This window comes from Cupriavidus phytorum (assembly GCF_003254285.1).
GTDB classification, from domain to species: domain Bacteria; phylum Pseudomonadota; class Gammaproteobacteria; order Burkholderiales; family Burkholderiaceae; genus Cupriavidus; species Cupriavidus phytorum.
In genome coordinates, this window is the sequence record NZ_QKZN01000011.1 from 130,658 (window position 1) to 148,915 (window position 18,258).

The 18,258-nt window shown below is 68.2% G+C and carries 17 protein-coding genes; 12 read left to right on the forward strand and 5 right to left on the reverse strand.

All coding sequences use genetic code 11. The features are described 5' to 3' along the window. Positions 1–20 precede the first annotated feature (20 nt). Both C7416_RS23625 and C7416_RS23630 read left to right on the forward strand, forming a co-directional pair. Positions 21–1,676: an amidohydrolase gene (locus C7416_RS23625; RefSeq protein WP_111521181.1), complete on the forward strand. Its 1,656-nt coding sequence runs from the start codon at positions 21–23 to the stop codon at positions 1,674–1,676. Then, the gene (locus C7416_RS23630) at positions 1,673–2,644 is read left to right on the forward strand and encodes a CobW family GTP-binding protein (protein WP_111521182.1); all 972 of its coding nucleotides are present in this window, start codon (positions 1,673–1,675) and stop codon (positions 2,642–2,644) included. Before C7416_RS23625 ends, C7416_RS23630 begins: the two co-directional genes overlap by 4 nt. Before the next feature lie 29 nt (positions 2,645–2,673). Here the strand turns inward: C7416_RS23630 and C7416_RS23635 are convergent, their stop codons facing one another. Beyond that, positions 2,674–3,573, reverse strand: coding sequence for a LysR family transcriptional regulator (locus C7416_RS23635; RefSeq protein ID WP_111521183.1), 900 nt, complete (start codon positions 3,571–3,573; stop codon positions 2,674–2,676). A 124-nt stretch (positions 3,574–3,697) separates the two neighbouring features. On the opposite strand from C7416_RS23635, the gene C7416_RS23640 reads away from it, so the two are divergent. Then, a complete protein-coding gene (locus tag C7416_RS23640) occupies positions 3,698–4,447 on the forward strand; it encodes an SDR family oxidoreductase (RefSeq protein WP_111521184.1) in 750 nt (249 codons plus the stop codon). Positions 4,448–4,486: 39 nt separating this feature from the next. Here the strand turns inward: C7416_RS23640 and C7416_RS23645 are convergent, their stop codons facing one another. Both C7416_RS23645 and C7416_RS23650 read right to left on the reverse strand, forming a co-directional pair. Then, on the reverse strand, positions 4,487–5,392 hold the full coding sequence (locus C7416_RS23645; RefSeq protein WP_111521185.1) for a YihY/virulence factor BrkB family protein: 906 nt from the start codon (positions 5,390–5,392) through the stop codon (positions 4,487–4,489). A 160-nt stretch (positions 5,393–5,552) separates the two neighbouring features. Continuing rightward, a complete protein-coding gene (locus C7416_RS23650; RefSeq protein ID WP_111521186.1) occupies positions 5,553–6,503 on the reverse strand; it encodes a LysR family transcriptional regulator in 951 nt (316 codons plus the stop codon). A gap of 157 nt (positions 6,504–6,660) precedes the next feature. On the opposite strand from C7416_RS23650, the gene gtdA reads away from it, so the two are divergent. The 6 genes from gtdA to C7416_RS23680 all read left to right on the forward strand — a co-directional run bounded on the left by gtdA (position 6,661) and on the right by C7416_RS23680 (position 13,422). Then, positions 6,661–7,707 carry a gentisate 1,2-dioxygenase gene (gene gtdA, locus C7416_RS23655; protein ID WP_111521187.1) on the forward strand — a complete coding sequence of 349 codons (1,047 nt, stop codon included), beginning with the start codon at positions 6,661–6,663 and terminating at the stop codon, positions 7,705–7,707. Positions 7,708–7,795: 88 nt separating this feature from the next. Continuing rightward, positions 7,796–8,494: a fumarylacetoacetate hydrolase family protein gene (locus C7416_RS23660; protein WP_111521188.1), complete on the forward strand. Its 699-nt coding sequence runs from the start codon at positions 7,796–7,798 to the stop codon at positions 8,492–8,494. 17 nt (positions 8,495–8,511) lie between these two features. Further along, entirely contained in the window at positions 8,512–9,153 is a 642-nt protein-coding gene (gene maiA, locus C7416_RS23665; RefSeq protein WP_111521189.1) for a maleylacetoacetate isomerase, read from the forward strand. Positions 9,154–9,181: 28 nt separating this feature from the next. Continuing rightward, a complete protein-coding gene (locus C7416_RS23670; RefSeq protein ID WP_111521190.1) occupies positions 9,182–10,408 on the forward strand; it encodes a 3-hydroxybenzoate 6-monooxygenase in 1,227 nt (408 codons plus the stop codon). A gap of 110 nt (positions 10,409–10,518) precedes the next feature. After that, positions 10,519–11,859 carry an MFS transporter gene (locus tag C7416_RS23675; protein ID WP_111521191.1) on the forward strand — a complete coding sequence of 447 codons (1,341 nt, stop codon included), beginning with the start codon at positions 10,519–10,521 and terminating at the stop codon, positions 11,857–11,859. Between the two features lie 186 nt (positions 11,860–12,045). Beyond that, positions 12,046–13,422 (forward strand): serine hydrolase domain-containing protein, encoded by a 1,377-nt coding sequence (locus C7416_RS23680; RefSeq protein WP_111521192.1) that lies wholly within the window; start codon positions 12,046–12,048, stop codon positions 13,420–13,422. A 74-nt stretch (positions 13,423–13,496) separates the two neighbouring features. On the opposite strand, the gene C7416_RS23685 is transcribed toward C7416_RS23680, so the two are convergent. Next, complete coding sequence (locus tag C7416_RS23685; RefSeq protein WP_111521193.1) at positions 13,497–14,105, reverse strand: cysteine hydrolase family protein; 609 nt, start codon at positions 14,103–14,105, stop codon at positions 13,497–13,499. A 218-nt stretch (positions 14,106–14,323) separates the two neighbouring features. Between C7416_RS23685 and C7416_RS23690 the strand changes: the two genes are divergently transcribed. Beyond that, the gene (locus C7416_RS23690; protein ID WP_111521194.1) at positions 14,324–15,295 is read left to right on the forward strand and encodes a GlxA family transcriptional regulator; all 972 of its coding nucleotides are present in this window, start codon (positions 14,324–14,326) and stop codon (positions 15,293–15,295) included. 13 nt (positions 15,296–15,308) lie between these two features. On the opposite strand, the gene C7416_RS23695 is transcribed toward C7416_RS23690, so the two are convergent. Beyond that, positions 15,309–15,767, reverse strand: coding sequence for a hypothetical protein (locus tag C7416_RS23695; protein ID WP_240988260.1), 459 nt, complete (start codon positions 15,765–15,767; stop codon positions 15,309–15,311). Between the two features lie 630 nt (positions 15,768–16,397). Between C7416_RS23695 and C7416_RS23700 the strand changes: the two genes are divergently transcribed. After that, positions 16,398–16,838 carry a YciI family protein gene (locus C7416_RS23700; protein WP_111521208.1) on the forward strand — a complete coding sequence of 147 codons (441 nt, stop codon included), beginning with the start codon at positions 16,398–16,400 and terminating at the stop codon, positions 16,836–16,838. A gap of 207 nt (positions 16,839–17,045) precedes the next feature. Further along, positions 17,046–17,747, forward strand: a complete 702-nt coding sequence (locus C7416_RS23705) for a DUF899 family protein (protein WP_111521196.1) — start codon at positions 17,046–17,048, stop codon at positions 17,745–17,747. Positions 17,748–18,258: the final 511 nt, after the last annotated feature.

The window sequence follows — 18,258 nt, forward strand, 5'->3', positions numbered from 1 at the left end:
TACGACTCATGCAACCAGTGATGACCCACAACGACACGGCGCGCACGCAGGTATTCGTCGCGCGCAAGATCCTCACGATGGAAGCGGCGCAGCCGGAAGCAACCCATGTCGCGGTACGCGACGGGCAGATCCTTGCGGTCGGCGGCGCGGCGGAGATGACGCCATGGCCCGACGCGGTGGTGGTCGACACTTTCCGCGACAAGGTACTGATGCCCGGCATGGTCGAAGGCCACTGCCACCTGATGGAAGGCGCGATGTGGGACGCGGTCTATGTCGGCTACTTCGACCGCCGCGATCCCGATGGCAGGCTTTGGCGTGGGCTGCGTACGCTGGACGAAGTCATCGAACGCCTCGCCGATGCCGCCGGCAGTCTGCAAGACCCCGACACGCCGCTGCTGGCGTGGGGTTTCGATCCCATCTACTTCGGCACCGCGCGGCTGTCGGTGCGCGAGCTGGATCGCATATCGGCGACGCGGCCGGTGGTGGTGATGCATGCCAGCGTGCACCTGATGAATGTCAATTCGGCGATGCTGGCATTGGCCGGCATCGATGAAGACACCGACATCGACGGCGTGCACAAGGACGCGGGCGGCAAGCCCACCGGCGAGCTGCAGGAATTCGCGGCGATGTTCCCGGTGCAGCGCGTAATCGGGCGCGGCCTGTCTCTGGCTGCGGCGGAGGACGCGGAGGCGGTGCGCCGCTTCGGGCGCGTGGCGCAACTGGCTGGCGTGACCACGGCGACGGACCTGGTCAATGACCTCTCGGCTAAAGGCCTCGAAACGCTGCATGCGGTGACGTCGGATGACGGCTTCCCGCTGCGCATCGTGCCTGCGTTCGCACCGCAGCGCGACGCGCGGGGCGGGCCGGCACGCGTTCAGCAGGCCGCCGCCGCCGGCTCCGACAAGCTCCACTTCGGCCCGGTCAAGTTCATCGTCGACGGCTCGATCCAGGGCTTTACCGCGAGGCTGCGCGCACCCGGCTACGCCGGCGGCCAGCCCAACGGCTTGTGGCTGATCCCGCCCGAGCAACTGCTCGACGCGCTCGCGCCTTTCCACCTGGCCGGTCTGCCGCTGCACATCCATACCAACGGTGACGAAGCCACCGAGGTCGTGCTCGACACCTTGGAAGCGCTGCTGGCGCGCCATCCGCGCGCCGACCATCGCCACACCTTGCAGCACTGCCAGCTTGCCGATGCGGCGCAGCTGGCGCGGGCGAAGCGCCTCGGGGTGTGCATCAACTTCTTCGCCAACCACCTGTACTACTGGGGCGATGCCCATGCCACGCAGACCGTGGGCCCGGAGCGCGCTGCGCGCATGAACCCTGCGGGCACCGCGCGGCGCCTCGGCATTCCGTTCGCGATCCATTCCGATGCGCCGATCACGCCTTTGAACCCGCTCTTCACCGCCTGGTGCGCGGTGCAGCGCCATAGCGCCTCGGGCCGCGACATGGGCGAGGCCGAGCGATTGACGGTGGCGGACGCACTCCATGCGGTCACGATGGGCGCGGCCTACACGCTCGGGCTCGACCATCGCATCGGCAGCATCGCGCCCGGGAAGCTGGCCGACTTTGCCGTGCTGGAGGACGATCCCGTCACCGTGGATCCGGCGCAACTCAAGGGTGTGCGCGTGTGGGGCACGGTGCTGGGCGGCCGCGTGTTCCAGGCACCTGCGCGATGAACGCCCGGCCTCCGATCCCGATGGTCGTCGTCGGCGGCTACCTGGGCGCAGGCAAGACCACGCTGCTGAACCGGTTGCTGGCCAATGCGCAAGGGCTGCGCATTGCCGTGCTGGTGAACGACTTTGGCGAGATCAATATCGACGCCGCGCTGATCCGAACACGCAGCGACGATGTAATCCAACTGGAGAATGGTTGCGTGTGCTGTTCCATCGGCGGCCGGCTGGCTGAGGCCATGCTGGCAATCGCCGACCGCGACGTGCGGCCCGACCTGCTGGTGATCGAGGCCAGCGGTGTGTCGGACCCGCAGCGCATCGCACAGATCGGCCTGCTCGATCCGGCGTTCCGGCTCAACGCGGTGCTGGTGGCGGTGGATGCCGCCACCGTGCATGACAGCCTGCGCGACCCGCTGGTCGGCGAGATGGTGCGGCAGCAGATCGCGGGCGCGTCGGTGGTGGCGCTGACCAAGACCGACCTGTGCGCTGCCGGCAGTGCAGCGGCAACGCTCGGGACCATCGGTACGCTTGCGCCGCGCGCCACGGTGCTGGAAGCCTGCGATGGCGACCTGCCTTTGTCAGTCTTTATCGACGCAGCCATGACGACGCCGGCTAGCACCGGCGTGCTGCAGGCGCACGCTGGCTGGCCCCGGCCCGCGCCACATGCGGGCATCCGCAGCTTCGCCTACCAGACCGGCCGCAGCTTCGACAAGGCGCGGCTACGCCAGGCGCTGTTGAGTCTGCCTGTGCGGCTGCTGCGCGCGAAGGGCCTGGTCAGGCTGGCGGCCGATCCGCGGCTGCACGAGGTACACGTGGTCGGGGGCAGGATGCGGATGCGGTCCATGCCGCACGGCGAAGCTGGCGAATTCGGTGGATTCGGCGAATTCAGCGACTCCGCGCTGGTCTTTATCGGCGCCTTCGATGCCGCGGGAGCGGATGCCATTTCCTCCAGCATGGATTCTGCACTGGCCTGAGACAGAAGGGCTCAGGCATGGAACTCACACTATCCAAACGCCTCCGCATACAGAGCCACCAGCCAGTCGACGAACACGCGCACGCGCGGAGACAGCTGCCTGTGATGCGGATACAGTGCCGACACCGGCAGGTCCGGGCTGGGCCAATCGCTCAGGACCTCGACGAGTTGCCCCTCGCGCAAGGCGTCGTCGACGTGGAAGCGCGGCACCTGGATCAGCCCGCAGCCGCGCAGGGCGGCGGTGACATAGTTTTCGGCATCGTTGACGGACATCCACCCTCCCAGTGAAAAGGCCTCGAGTTGCCCATTGACGTGCAGCTCCAGCGGATAGCCGGCCGCGCCGCTACGCGAGAAGAATTTCACGACTTCGTGCCTGGAGAGCTGGTCGGGATGTTGCGGCGTGCCGAATGCTTTCAGGTAGGCCGGACTGGCGCACACTACCTGCGGCATGAGCGCCAGGCGCCGCGCCACCAGTGAAGAATCCCGCGGCGTGCCCGCGCGGACGACGCAATCGACGCCTTCCCTTACCAGATCCACCAGCCGGTCGCCGCCGGATACCACCAGATCGATGCGCGGATACCGCTCCCGGAATTCGTCGATTCGCGCCAGCACGATCTTCGTTGCGTGGGTCCCGTGCATGTCGACACGCAACACCCCGCGCGGATTCGCCGCCACGTGCTGCAGAGACGACTCGGCGTCGTCGAGTTCAGCCAGCAGGTGGACGCAGCGCTCGTAGAACGCCTGGCCGTCGAGGGTCGGCCTGACCTGCCGCGTCGTGCGTTCGAGCAGCCGGACCCCGAGCCGCGTCTCGAGCGCCTTGATGGCATGGGTGGCGGTGGCGCGCGGGATGTCGAGCGCGGCCGCGGCGTGGCTGAAACTGCCCAATTCGACGATGCGGGTGAACAGTTGCAGGGAATCGAAGCGGTCCACGGGATGTGACTATTGTTGAGGCTGGTTGAATTGATTTGGCGATTCTGCACCATTTATCTAATCGGCGCGAACAACCACAATTGGCTCCAACGGCATGTCGCCTTGTCCCTCCCGGAGCCTTCCCATGAACACCCTGACTACGAACCCCATCAAAGCGGCCATTGTCACCGGCGCATCGCGCGGCATAGGCAGGGCCGTGGCTTTGCGTCTCGCGGCCGACGGCTTTGCCGTTGCGGTCGGCTATGCCGGCCATGTGGCGCACGCCCGCGACACCGTCGCGGCGATCGAAGCGGCCGGCGGCCGGGCCATCGCGATCCAGGGCGATGTCGGAAGCCCCGATGATGTGGCCCGGCTTTTTGCCGAAACGAAGGCGGCATTCGGCGGCATCGACGTGGTCGCCAACTGCGCCGGCGTGATGCCGCTGGCACCGATCGCGCCCGGCAGCCTGGCCGACTTCGACAAGGTCATTGCGACCAACCTGCGCGGCACGTTCCTGGTGCTGGCGCAAGCGGCCGAAAACGTCGGCACGGGTGGGCGGATCATTGCGGTATCGACCAGCGTCATCGCCAAGTCATTCCCGTCCTATGGGCCGTACATTGCGTCCAAGGCCGGCGTGGAGGGGCTGGTCCGGGTACTGGCCAACGAGCTGCGCGGGCGCGGTATCACCGTCAATGCCGTGGCGCCGGGGCCGGTGGCCACCGAGCTCTTTCTCGATGGCAAGAGTGCGCAGCAGATCGACCAGATCGCGCGGCTCGCTCCGCTCGAACGGCTCGGGACGCCCGAGGATATCGGTCGCGTCGTATCGTTCCTTGCCGGCGAGGATGGTGGCTGGATCAACGGGCAGGTGCTGCGCGCAAACGGGGGATTCGCATAATCCGCCGCGCCGCACCCCTGCAATCCTCGTTGGCGCACGTCAGGTATGGAACTCGCCGGCGGGAGCGTCCGAAGCAGGCGGCCGCTCCCAGCCGCTGCGCTCGAATTCCGCGATCACCTGCGCGCCGAGCAACAGCAGCGTCGCCGCGATCTCCAGGCTCAGCAACACCACGATCGCCGTGGTGAGCGAGCCATAGACCCGCCCCACCTGCGACAGCGTGGTGAAGTACCACACCAGCGCATGGCGCGAGATCTCCCACAGCACCGCGGCAAGCACCGCGCCGCACAGCGCATGCCGCAAGGACAGCCGGCCGACCGGCATCACCATGTAGATCGACGTCAGCATCAGGATCTCGCCAAGGAAGCCGAGCAGGTAAAGGAGCGTGGTGGAAAGCCGGTCGAGCGACCAGTCATGGCCCAGCACTTCCACGTGCCGTTGGCCGATCGCGATCAGCCCCCCAGAGACCACTGTCACCAGCAGCAGCCCCAGGCTCAGCACCGCGATATAGCAGTAAGGCAGCACCGCCGAGATCAGGAAATGCCGGCGCCGGATCGCGACGCGATGGACGAAGATCACCGACATGGCGTTTTCCAGCACCGTGAACGCCAGCGAACTGAAGAACAGCATCGTGCCGAGCAAGACCCAGCCGACCGTGGCGCGGGTGCGCAGGAACGACGCCAGCTCCGGCACCAGCGCGCGGGACTGTCCGGGCACGACCCACTCGAGGTAGCGCGCCAGCGTCGACAGCAACAGCTGCGGGTCGATCACATGCGACAGCGCGATCACCATCAGGATCAGCAACGGCACGATCGACAGCAGCGCGTAGTAGGCCACCGCTCCGGCCAGCAACAGGCCCTGGTTGGCGCGGAACTGGACCAGCGTGCGCCACAGAAAGCGCCCCGGATGACGGAGCAGGTCGCGGACGCGGGCGTCGAGAAGCTGCATGGCGGGCACCGGAGAGTGCAGGTGCCGACATTATGCGTCGGCGGGCGGCCAAGTGCCGGCCCGCGGCGCCGCGACGCCCGCGCCGCCAACACCCAATGACGGCCGCGGCCGCCCTTGAGCGCCGCGGGCACGGGCGACATACCTATGGGTTATCCATGGGTTATCCCCCTAAGCCAGCGGCGCCCTCCGCTGGCACCTGCTGCGCCCCCGCCGCCCGCCGCAGGCAATCCAGCATCGCCGCCACCGCCGCGCGCGACTCGCCGTCCGCGCGCCAGTACATCGACACCGAGCCGAACCCGGCCAGCCGCAGCGGCACGATGCGCAGCGCGCCCAGCTCTTCCAGCCGGCGCGCGGTGCGGTGCGAGGCCAGCCCGACCATGTCGCTGTTGTTGAACAGGGTCAGGTTCAGCACGGTGGAATTGCTCTCCACGCAGTCCGCCGGCAGCGCGCGACCGGCGCTGGCGAGCGCGCCCTCCAGGGCATTGCGGATCGGCGTGCCGCGCGGCCATACCACCCAGCGGTGGCGGTACAGGTCGTCCCACGCCACCTTGCCGCCCTGCAGCAGTGGGTGCCGCGGCCGCGCGACGAAGTGGATGGGCTCCATATAGAGCGATTCGGTGCGCATCTGTGCATCCTGCAGCTCCGGCGCGGAGCGGCCCACCACGATATCCAGCTCGCTGCGCGCCAGCTGGGTCATGAGCCGGTCCATGGTGGTTTCCAGCAGCCGCACGCTGGCGCGGGGCATGCGCTGCATCAGCTGCAGCGCGGCCAGCGGCACGGTGTCGGCCGCCGATGCGCCCGAGGTGCCCACCACCACGATGCCGCTGCCGCCGTCGCGCATGGCCTGCAGGTCGTCGCGGGCGGTATCGAGCTGGGCCTCGATCCGGCGCGCGTGCTCGATCAGCGACTCGCCGTAGGGCGTGGGCCGCAGGCCGCGCGCCTGGCGCTCGAACAGTGGCAGGCCGATATCGTCCTCGAGGTCCTTCAGCCACTTGGAAAGCCCGGGCTGGGTGGTGTTCAGCATGGCGGCGGACTGGCTCATGTTGCCGGTCTCGGCCAGGCTCAGCAGCATCTGCAGGTTGCGCAGGCGCAGTCTCTGGGTCCAATCCATGGGGCGTGACCTATACGGTAAATCGTATCGATAAGATGAAAACTTCATTTCAGATCTTATAGGGCGGGGCGTATAACGACAACACAGACGGTGCGCAGTGATGCAGGCACCCGCCCAAAGCGCTCCCGAACGCCTTGTACAAAGTTATGGAGACAGCATGTCCGAGCACACCCCAGACCCGGCCCGCCAGGCCTACTACGAAGAAATCGGCCGCAGCCACATGACCCCGTTGTGGGAGTCGCTGCACGCCCTGGTGCCGCCGCAGCCGCGGCCGCAGATCGTTCCCGCCATCTGGAAGTACGCGCAGATCCGCCCGCTGGTGATGCAGGCCGGCGGCGTCATCAGCGCCGAGGAAGCGGTGCGCCGCGTGCTGGTGCTGGAGAACCCCGGCATCCCCGGCAAGTCCAGCATCACCTCCACGCTGTACGCCGGCCTGCAGCTGATCCTGCCGGGCGAGATCGCGCCCAGCCATCGCCATACGCAGTCGGCGCTGCGCTTTATCGTCGAAGGCAAGGGCGCGTGGACCGCCGTCAACGGCGAACGCACCACCATGCATCCCGGCGATTTCATCATCACGCCGTCGTGGACCTGGCATGACCATGGCAACCCGTCGGTCGAGGAGGGCGGCGAGCCGGTGGTGTGGCTGGATGGCCTCGACATCCCCATGGTGCAGCAGTTCGACGCCGGCTTTGCCGAGAACTACCCCGAATCGCAGCAGCCCGTGACCCGCGCCGAGGGCGACAGCTTTGCCCGCTTTGGCCACAACATGGTGCCGGTGCGGCATCGCGTGACCGATCCCACCTCGCCGGTGTTCAGCTACCCGTATGCGCGCTCGCGCGAGGCGCTGGACCAGCTCTACCGCAACGGCGAGCTCGATCCCTGGGACGGCGTCAAGCTGCGCTATGTCAACCCGGCCACCGGCGGCTGGCCGATGCCGACCATCGCCACCTTCATGCAGTACCTGCCGGCGGGGTTCCAGGGCAAGACCTACCGCAGCACCGACGCCACCGTGTACAGCGTGGTGGAAGGGCGCGGCACGGTGCGCATCGGCGATGCGCAGTTCCAGTTCGAGCCGCGCGATGTGTTCGTGGCGCCATCGTGGGCGCCGGTGCAGCTCGGCGCGCTGGAAGACGCCGTGCTGTTCAGCTATTCCGACCGGCCGGTGCTGTCCGCGCTGAACCTGCTGCGCGAAGCGCGCAGCTGAGCCGGCAACCCCGACCAAGCCGCTGCCCGGCGGAGCCATGCGGTACCGCCGGGCGGCGCTTACCTGACCCATCACTGGAAGCCTCACCATGTCCTACGTCTTCACGCCTCCCGCCACCGTTGCCATTCCCGTGGCCGGCAGCGACGACCAGTTCGCCGTGCGCCGCGTCTACTGCGTCGGCCGCAACTACGCCGCCCACGCCCGCGAAATGGGCTTCGACCCCGAGCGCGAGCCGCCGTTCTTCTTCTGCAAGCCGGCCGACGCCATCGTCCCGGTGCAGTCTGGCGTCACGCTCGAGCTGCCGTATCCCGCGCAGACGCAGAACTATCACTACGAGGCCGAGCTGGTCGCGGTGATCGGCAAGGGCGGCTCGGATATCCCCGTCGGGCAGGCGCTCGAACACGTGTGGGGCTACGCCGTCGGCCTCGACATGACCCGTCGCGACCTGCAGATGAAGATGCGCGAAATGGGCCGCCCGTGGGAAATCGGCAAGGCCTTCGACGCCTCGGCGCCGGTCGGCCCGATCCACCGCGCCAGCGCTATCGGCCACCCGCAGCAGGCCGGCATCTGGCTGACGGTCAATGGCGAAACGAAGCAGCGCAGCGATGTGTCGCACCTGATCTGGTCGGTGGCCGAGACCGTGGCCTGCCTGTCGCAGTTCTTCCGCCTGGAACCGGGCGACGTGATCTTCACCGGCACGCCCGAGGGCGTGGGCGCGGTCAAGGCCGGCGACACCATGGTCACCGGCGTCGACGGCCTGGGCGAACTGACTGTGCGCGTGGTCTGAAACAGGCAAGCCGAATCATGCAGCTCTACAGCTTCTTCAACAGCTCCACCTCGTACCGGGTGCGCGTCGCGCTGGCCCTCAAGGGTTTGCCGTACGACTACCTGGCCGTCAATATCCGCACCGGCCAGCATCGCCACGCCGAGTATGTCGATGGCATCAACCCGTCGGCTTCCGTGCCCGCGCTGGTCGATGGCGAGTTCACGCTGGGGCAGTCGTTCGCGATCATCGACTACCTGGACGCGCGCCATCCCGAGCCGTGCCTGCTGCCACAGGATCCGGAGCAGCGCGCGCGCGTGCTGGAGCTGTCGATGCTGGTCGGCTGCGACATCCACCCGGTCAACAACCTGCGCGTGCTGCGCTACCTGCAGGACACGCTGAAGGTTACGCCCGAGCAGAAGGATGCCTGGTACCGGCACTGGATCGACGAAGGCATGGCCGGCGTCGAACGGCTGCTGGCGCGCCACGGCCACGGCAAGTGGTGCTTCGGCAATGCACCCACGCTGGCCGATGTGGCGCTGGTGCCGCAGGTGGCCAACGCGCTGCGCATGGGCTGCGAGCTGAATCGCTACCAGCGCGCGATGGCCGTCTTTGCCCACGCCAGCACCCATCCCGCCTTCGCCCAGGCCGCGCCCGCGCGCCAGCCGGACTACATCGCCTGACGCCAGCGGCGCAGGCCAGGAGACAGCAATGAGCAGCACCCAAAACGAAACCCACAACACGACCGCCAAGGTCCTCATCATCGGCGGCGGCATCGGCGGCCTGGCCGCGGCACTGGCGCTGGCGCGCCAGGGCATCCGCATCGAACTGCTGGAGCAGGCCGAGCAGATCGGCGAGATCGGCGCCGGCATCCAGCTGGCCGCCAATGCCTTCGCCGCGCTCGATGCGCTGGGCGTGGGCGAGGCCGCGCGCGGCCGCACGGTCTTTACCGACTTCCTCAGCCTGCGCGATGCCATCGACACCAGCGTGATCGCGCAAGTCGATGTCGGCCAGGCGTATCGCAAGCGCTTCGGCAATCCCTATGGCGTGATCCATCGCGTCGATATCCACCTGTCCATCCTCGAGGCCGTGCAGGATCATCCGCTGATCACGATGCGCACCAGCACGCGCGTGGAACAGCTGCTGCAGGACCAGTACGGCGTGACCGTGATCGACCAGCATGGCGAGCACCATCGCGGCGATGCGGTGATCGGCTGCGACGGCGTCAAGTCCGCAATCCGCCAGGCGCTGATCGGCGACGAGCCACGCGTGACCGGGCACGTGGTCTACCGCGCCGTGGTCGACGTGGCCGACATGCCGCAGGACCTGCAGGTCAACGCGCCGGTGGTATGGGCCGGCCCGCACTGCCACCTGGTGCATTACCCGCTGCGCGGCGGCCAGCAGTACAACCTGGTGGTGACCTTCCACAGCCGCGAGCAGGAAACCTGGGGCGTGCGCGAGGGCAGCAAGGAAGAAGTGCTGTCGTACTTCGCGGGCATCCACCCGCTGCCGCACCAGATGCTGGACCGTCCGACCTCATGGAAGCGCTGGGCCACCGCCGACCGCGACCCGGTCGAGCGCTGGAGCTTCGGCCGCGCGACCTTGCTCGGCGATGCCGCGCACCCGATGACCCAGTACGTGGCGCAGGGCGCCTGCCAGGCGCTGGAGGATGCGGTCACGCTGGGCGCTGCGGTGCAGGCCGCCGATGGCGACTACGCCGCGGCCTTCAGGCTGTACGAGCAGGCCCGCATCCCGCGCACCGCGCGCGTGCTCTATGCCGCGCGCGACATGGGCCGCGTCTACCACGCGAAGGGGGTCGACCGGCTGGTGCGCAACAGCCTGTGGACCGGCCGCACCCAGGCGCAGATCTACGACGCGCTGCAATGGCTGCACGGCTGGCGCGCCGACAAGTGCCTGAGCGCCACGCCCTGGCTGTAAATCGCTGAACGCAGCGTTCTTTCCGCGCTGAAAACCCTTGCATCGAGCTGGCCGCCGACGAAGCCGCCAGCCCTCACTCGCCCTAATCCTGGCAACAAGGAGGAGACACCATGCCTGCCAGCCAACCGCTCAACGTCACCGCGTTCATCGACCGCCAGCCGCTGTCGGCGTTCCAGGTGACCATCGTCGTACTGTGCTTCCTGATCGTCGCAGTCGACGGCTTCGATACCGCCGCGATCGGCTTTATCGCGCCTGCCATCCGCGCCGAATGGCAGCTGACGCCGGCACAGCTGGCGCCGCTGTTCGGCGCCGGGCTGGGCGGCCTGATGGCCGGCGCCTTCCTGTTCGGCCCGCTGGCGGACCGGTTTGGCCGCAAGGGGGTGCTGGTGCTGTCGGTGTTGTGCTTCGGCGCCGCCAGCCTGGCGTCGGCGTGGTCGCCGGACCTGTGGACGCTGGTACTGCTGCGCTTTATCACCGGCCTCGGGCTGGGCGGGGCCATGCCTAACGCGATCACGCTGACCTCGGAGTTCTGCCCGGAGAAGCGGCGCTCGTTCCTGGTCACCACCATGTTCTGCGGCTTCACGCTGGGCTCGGCGCTGGGCGGACTGGCCTCGGCCGGGCTGATCGACGCCTTCGGCTGGCGCTCGGTGCTGGTCGCCGGCGGCGTGCTGCCGCTGGGGCTGGCGGTGGCGCTGGTGTGGCTGCTGCCGGAATCGGTGCGCTACCTGGTGATGACCGGCAAGTCGCGCGAGCGCATCGTCGCCACGCTGCGCAAGCTCGCGCCGCACGAAGACCTGCGCGGCGCCACCTTTGCCGTCGGCGAGCAGCGCGCCGCCAGCTCGCCGGTGCGGCACCTGTTCCGGCCAGCGCTGCTGCGCGGCACGCTGCTGTTCTGGCTGACGTTCTTCATGAGCCTGCTGGTGATCTACCTGCTGTCGAGCTGGCTGCCGACGCTGCTGCGCGGCACCGGCCATTCTTTACGCACCGCGGCGCTGGTGACGACCATGTTCCAGGTCGGCGGCACGGTCGGCGCGATCGCGCTGGGATGGCTGATGGACCGCTTCAACCCGCACCATGTGCTGGCCACCAGCTACGCGCTGGCGGCGCTGGGCATCGCCACGGTGGGCAGCGTTGCCGCCGAGCCGGTGGCCGCGGGCGTGGCGGTGTTTGTCGCGGGCTTCTGCATCTCGGGCTCGCAGGTGGGCGCCAATGCGCTGTCGGCCAGCTTCTATCCGACCGACTGCCGCGCCACCGGCGTCAGCTGGGCCAACGGCGTGGGCCGGATGGGCTCGGTGGTGGGCTCGGTCGGCGGCGCCACCATGCTGTCGATGGGCCTGGGCATGCCGGCGTTGTTCGCGTGGATCGGCGTGCCGGCACTGATTGCCGGGCTGTCGATGTTCTCGCTGGGCGTGGTCAGGCGGGAGCGGGCGCAAGCGCGCCTGGCGGTGTGAAGGCGGCGCCTGAGCCAACGCTCCCGCCGACATTCCCAAGGGTTATGGCTCTATTCCGAACAGAGGATTGTGGCCATGGCCGCAGGCCTGCAACATGGCGCCCGCGGCCTGCCCCGGCAGGCTGGCATCGGATCACAGAAGGCGGCGCACCGCGCGTGCAGCCGCCTCGACAGCCATGGAGACAGCATGCAGGCACAAGCGAAGTCGCGCGGGACGGGGTCCCGGCGCAGTCGGGCGTGGTGGACGGTGATGCCGCTGGTGGCATGGATGGCGGCGCCAGCAGGCCTGGCGATGGCGCAGGGCGCGGGCGAGCCTGCGGCGGTGGCCGAAAGCGAAGTGATGCAGGGTTTTCCGCCACCGCCGGACAAGCAGGTCAGTCGCGGCACCGGCCTGCGCCCGCCTTATATGCGCTGGGCCTTCCGGCACGCGCGCGAGATGTCGCCCACCGTGGGTATCCGCCATGCGAGCCAGCCGCTGGCGCTGCCAGGCCAGGCCGCGCCGGAGCTGGACACGGTCCGCTTTAGCGTCGGCGGCCAGACGGTGCAGGTGGCGGACTACCTTCGCGACACGCATACCGATGGCTTTATCGTGCTGCACCAGGGCCGGATCGTGTACGAGCGCTACCTTGCCGGCTTCCGCCCGCACCAGCCGCATATCTGGGCGTCGATGACCAAGTCGGTGACCGGGCTGCTGGCGGCGATGCTGGTCGAAGAGGGCAAGCTCGATCCCAACGCGCGGCTGGCGCAGTATGTGCCTGAGCTGGCCGGCAATCCCTTCGGCGAGGCTACGGTGCAGCAGAACCTGGACATGGAGGTGCCGGTCGGCTATCCGCAGGCACTGCCGCCCGATCTGGGGCTGTTCGGCGCGGTGGGCATCGTGCCGCGCAAGGCCGACGCGCCCGACACCATCTACGACTTCCTGAAGGTGGTGCACGCCACCGGCACCGCCGGCGCGGGCCCGGACGGCGGTGTCTGGTATTACCAGAACGGCTCGCCGGAAGCGGTGGCTTGGGCGCTGCGCCGCATTACCGGCAAGCGCTGGGCGGAACTGGTCAGCGAGCGGCTGTGGTCGCGCTTCGCCGATGACGACGCCTATACCCAGGTCGATCGCCAGGGCACCGAAATGGCCAGCGGGGGCATGAACTCGACGCTGCGCGATGCCGCCCGCTTCGCCGAGACCGTGCGCCGCGCCGCGGCCGGCGATGCCACGCTCGGCATTTCACCGAAGGCGGTGCGGATCGCGCTGCAGCCCGCCGGCAACCAGGCCCGCTTCGCGCGCGGCAATACCACTGCAGGGCGCGACGGCTACGGCTATCGCAACTACTGGTTCCAGCGCAACGACGGCGACGGCAGCATCGAGGCCAGCGGCCGCTTCGGCCAGAAGATCTACATCAATCCCGCCAGGGGACTGACTGTGGTGAAGTTCTCCGCCAGCCCCGACGGCGCCGCGCGCGCGACCAGCGCCGCCGCCGTGCGCAAGCGCGACGACCCGGCACGCGCGCTGGAATCGTCAGAGGCCATGGTGGCCGCGGCGCACGCCATCGTCGACGCGGCCGGCCGCTGAACCCCGCCCGGGTACGGCCAGGTCCTCCGGTCGCCCCGGTTCACCAGCAACGCTGGCCAGGCCGGCCGCCGTTCTCACGCCAGCGGCAGCTTCAGCACCTGCTCGGTGGTCAGGATATCGCCGAAGGCGTCGTCGAGCGCGGCCAGCGCGGCGCGGTGCAGTTCCTGGTGCGCGATGGTGCCGGCCGCGGTATCGAGGTCGCGCGTGGCGCAGGCGTCCGCCGCCACGATCACGCCGTAGCCCAGCGGCACCGCGTCGCGCGCCGCGCCGGTGACGCAGGCGTGGGTCATCAGGCCGGTGATGATCAGGGTCTTGATGCCGGCGGCCTTGAGGCGCTGGTCCAGGTCGGTGGTCGGGAAGGCGCTGACCGAGGTCTTCTGCACCACGGTGTGGTGCGGCGCCGGCTGCAGGTCGCCGTGGAATGCCACGGTGGCGCCGTGTTCGGCGAAGACCGGGCTGCCCGCCGGCGTGACATGCTGGATGTGGAACACGGGCATGCCGGCGGCATCCGCGTGGTCGACCAGCCGCCGCGCGTTGCCAAGGGCGGCCGGGCCGTCGGGAATCGGCAGCTTGCCGCTGAAATACTCGTTCTGGAAATCGATGACCAGCACGGCGGTGCTGGCGGCGTCGATGGCGGTCCGGGCCGGTGCGCCGGCGATGGTGCGTAGGGTCGGGTGTTGCATGATGGTCCTCGTCGACAGGGAAGTAGGTGGGCGGCGCCAGTGGCGGCCGCTGCGTTCGCCGCAGGCGCGGCATGGAGCGTAGTTTCCGGCGCCGTCGGCAGCGCCGGAAGTGGCCCGATGGACAACATCCGATAGAATCGGGCCAAACCACGGCAATGTGGCCATGCCATTTCAGCCATCAAGCCGCCCCAACAGGATCCCACCTCAGCGAGATTGCGATGCACACCGTCGCGGTGATTGCCTTCGAAGGCATCAGCCCCTTCCATTTGTCCGTGCCCTGCATTGTCTTTGGCGACGACCTCGACCGCCTCGGCGTGCCGCGCTACCGGCTGCTGATCTGCGGCGAGAAGCCGGGGTTGATTTCGACCATGTCAGGCTTCCGCATCGAGGTGGAACACGACCTGTCCGTGCTGGAGCAGGCCGATACCGTGATCATGCCGGCGTGGCGGGATCCGGGCGAGCGCGCGCCGCAAGCGCTGCTCGATGCGCTGCGGGCCGCCAGCGCGCGCGGCGCACGCATCGCCGGCCTGTGCCTGGGCACCTTCGTGGTGGCCGAGGCCGGCCTGCTGGACGGCCGCGCCGCGGCCACGCACTGGGCCTGGGCCGACGATTTCGCGCAGCGCTATCCGCGGGTGCGGCTCGACCGCGATTCGCTCTATATCGACGATGGCGCGATCCTGACCTCGGCCGGCACCGCCGCCGCGCTCGACTGCTGCCTGCACCTGGTGCGGCGCGACCATGGCGCCGAGGTGGCCAACCGGGTGGCGCGCCGCATGGTGGTGGCGCCGCACCGGCACGGCGGCCAGGCGCAATACATCGAGCACCCGCTGCCGCAGGCGGACGGCGCCGACCGGCTCAGCCTGACGCTGGACTGGGCCATCGCCCACCTGTCCGAGCCGCTGACGCTCGATACGCTGGCCGAGAAGGCCGGCATGAGCCGGCGCAATTTCACGCGGCGGTTCAAGGAAAAGACCGGCACCACCGTGACGCAGTGGCTGCTGAACCACCGCCTGACCGCGGCGCGGCGCCTGCTGGAGACCACCGACAAGGGCGTCGACCTGGTGGCCGGGCTGGTCGGCTTCGGCTCGGCCGTTTCGCTGCGCCAGCACTTCACCCAGGCGCTGGCGGTGTCGCCGTCGGCATACCGCAAGCAGTTCGGCACCGCGGTGCCGCGCCAGCGCGCCGGCTAGGCCGGCCGCCAGTTCACATGTCGCGGTGATGCCGGTGTCCGCCGAACAGCCGCGCGCCCAGCACCACGCCGATCCCGAGCGCCATCGCCAGCGCACGCACGGGGTTGGCGTGGACGAACGATTCGGTCCGCTCCAGGCCGGTTTCCCACTCGTTCTTGACGCGTCCTTTTACTTGCCGGGCAACCTCCGCGGACTTGGCCGCGAGTTCCGTCGCTGCGCTGCCCGACCTGGCGGCCAGTTGGACAAATTCCGCCTTGGCCTGCTCGAGGTTATCGCCGGACAACGTGGGCAGGCGATCGATCAGCCGGTCGAGCTCGCGCGCCAGGTCCTGCGATGCCGTCGATCGTGCCGACGTGTCCTTCCACGGCGCGCTGCTGCGCGTCTCCGAACCCGATACCGAAGACATGCGCGTCTCCTGCTGGCGCAGGCCCGATGTGCTGGTGGGCGTGCTTGTCGTTTCCGTCTGTTCCATGGTGCGCCTCCGCATTAAGTATCCATGGCGCACCGGGAGAAGCCGGCGCGCCACGGGAGGGCGGTGCACCTTTCGTGCCGGGCGATGGCTGTCGGCGTGACCGGCTCTGCGCCATGCCGGACATGGCGCCACCGCGGCGCATCGACGGCGCACCCGCATGCCGCATTACAAATTCAGGCAGATTTGCGCGCCGAGATTGCGCGGCGCCCCCGCCATCGCATCACGTCGCAGCGAACGGGATCGCCGGGGCGCACAAATCCGCGCCGCGCGGCTTGGCATGGCCGTTGCATCGTCAAGGGTGTCGTACTCTGCAAGCAGGAGGGCAACATGGCACATCAAATCCCACGGCCTGAGGAAGGGCCGAACGTACCTGAGGTGCCGCCGGCTGATCCTTCGCGCAAGAGCGAAGAGCAGCTTCCGCCCCGGCACGACGATGACCTCAGCAAGCCGCCCCGGCAGCCGGGACAGGAAGACCTGCGGCGGCGCTCGACCTGGTCGATGCAGCAATGGCAATAGCTTCCACGCAATAGCGTCTATGCTGGACCGGTGTGCGACACGCCCCATCGCGGGTGCGTGGAGCGCGCCACCCGGCGCGCATGTCGCCACACACGTACCTGAGGAGGCATGTCGATGCGTGTCATGGTGATCGTCAAAGCAACCAGCGACTCAGAAGCCGGCAAGATGCCCGGCACTGAACTGCTGGCAGCGATGGGCAACTTCAACGAAGAACTGGTCAAGGCCGGCATCATGCTGGCGGGCGAGGGCCTGCAGCCCAGCGCGAAGGGCAAGCGCGTACGGTTTTCGGGCAGCCAGCGCACCGTGACCGATGGGCCCTTTGAGCACCCGGAGGAACTCGTCGCCGGGTTCTGGCTGTGGCAGGTCAAGTCGATGGATGAGGCGGTGGAATGGGTCAAGCGCTGTCCCAATCCGATGGAAGGCGAATCCGACATCGAGATCCGGCCATTGTTCGAGCTCGAGGACTTTGGCGACGAGTTGACGCCAGAACTCCGGGAGCAGGAAGAGCGGCTGCGCGAGCAGGCTGCGCGCGCGGCCAGATCTCAGCAAGGCTAAGCCGGGCGTTACGCAGCGAGAGACGGCGGTTCACACGCTAGTGTGAACCGCCGTTTGTGCTGAATCGAGCGCGAAGCGAGCACGGCGTGCAGCTATCGCATTGGAACGATTCGCGCCGCGCGGGAACGAAACAGGACAGGCGTGTGAAGCGGTCATCGCCGCATGGCGAGAGCCGCGCCCGGCACGCGATCTTCCAGGAGGACTGACATGAACACCACGGCAAAGCTGGTTCCGTCAACCGAACTGGCCCGGCAGAATCCCGTCCACTTTCCCAATGAAAGCAAGGCGTACCGCGACGCGCGCAACGCCTTGCTGGCCGAGGAAATCGAATTGCGGCGGCACATCGAACGCGTGGCCGCACAGCGCCGCGCGTTGCCGCCCGGTGGCGAGGTGACGAAGCGCTATACGTTCCAGGGCGAACACGGGCCGGTAACGCTCGAAGACCTGTTCGGCGGCAAGGATACGCTGGTGGTCTACAGCTATATGTTCGGGCCGCAGCGGGAGCGGCCTTGTCCGATGTGCACGTCCATCATGGCCGGCTGGGACCACAAGGTAGCGGATATCGAGCAGCGCACCGCACTGGCAATGGTGGCGCGCTCGCCGATCGATCGACTGGTCGCGGCCAAGCAGGCGCGGGGATGGACGCAGCTGAAGGTGTATGCGGATGTGGACGGCGATTTCACGCGCGACTACGTGAGTGCGGAGGATGCGGACGTGCCGGGATATACCGTATTTTCGCGGCGCGATGGCAAGGTCCGGCATTTCTGGAGTAGCGAGATGTATGCGTTGACGTGCGATCCGGGGCAGGATCCGCGCGGGGCGCCGGACCTGGATGCGTTGTGGACGTTGCTGGATACGACGCCGGAGGGGAGGGGGGATTGGTATCCGGAGTTGGAGTATGGGAGGTAGGTCGATTGTGATTGTGGTGGGCGGTTGGCTGTGGTGCTTGACTGGCGTGGCTGTTTCGCCGGCGTAGCCGGCGACCTCCTTTCTGTCCGAGCGACAGAAAGGAGGCAAAGAGCGCGTCGCCTGGGCGGCTGGCCAAGGCGGTGTTAGTGGTTCGAACCGTGGTGACTTACGGTGAGGCGGTTGGTGGTTCGACCCTGCTGACGCTACCTGGAGGTGCCTGGCGTTCGAGGTCGGATGGACGAACCCGACTTTAGGTCGGTGGCCGCCTACTAAGCACGTTATTGGTGGGGACGCCTTCGGCTGCGCTGCGCGCACGCCCAATCTTAGGTTTGCTGCTCGGGCACGGAGTGCGTCGCTGCGCTCGCACGCGTTGTCGCTGGCGAGCCCTCTGGTTTCTATTGCCCGCTGGTTTGCTCTGTAGTGGTCAAGTTTTTTCAGACAGGTGTTTAGGTTGTCTGCTGCTTTAGCTTGTCCTCGTATTTCTGCGGCGACTCATAACCCAGCGTCGAGT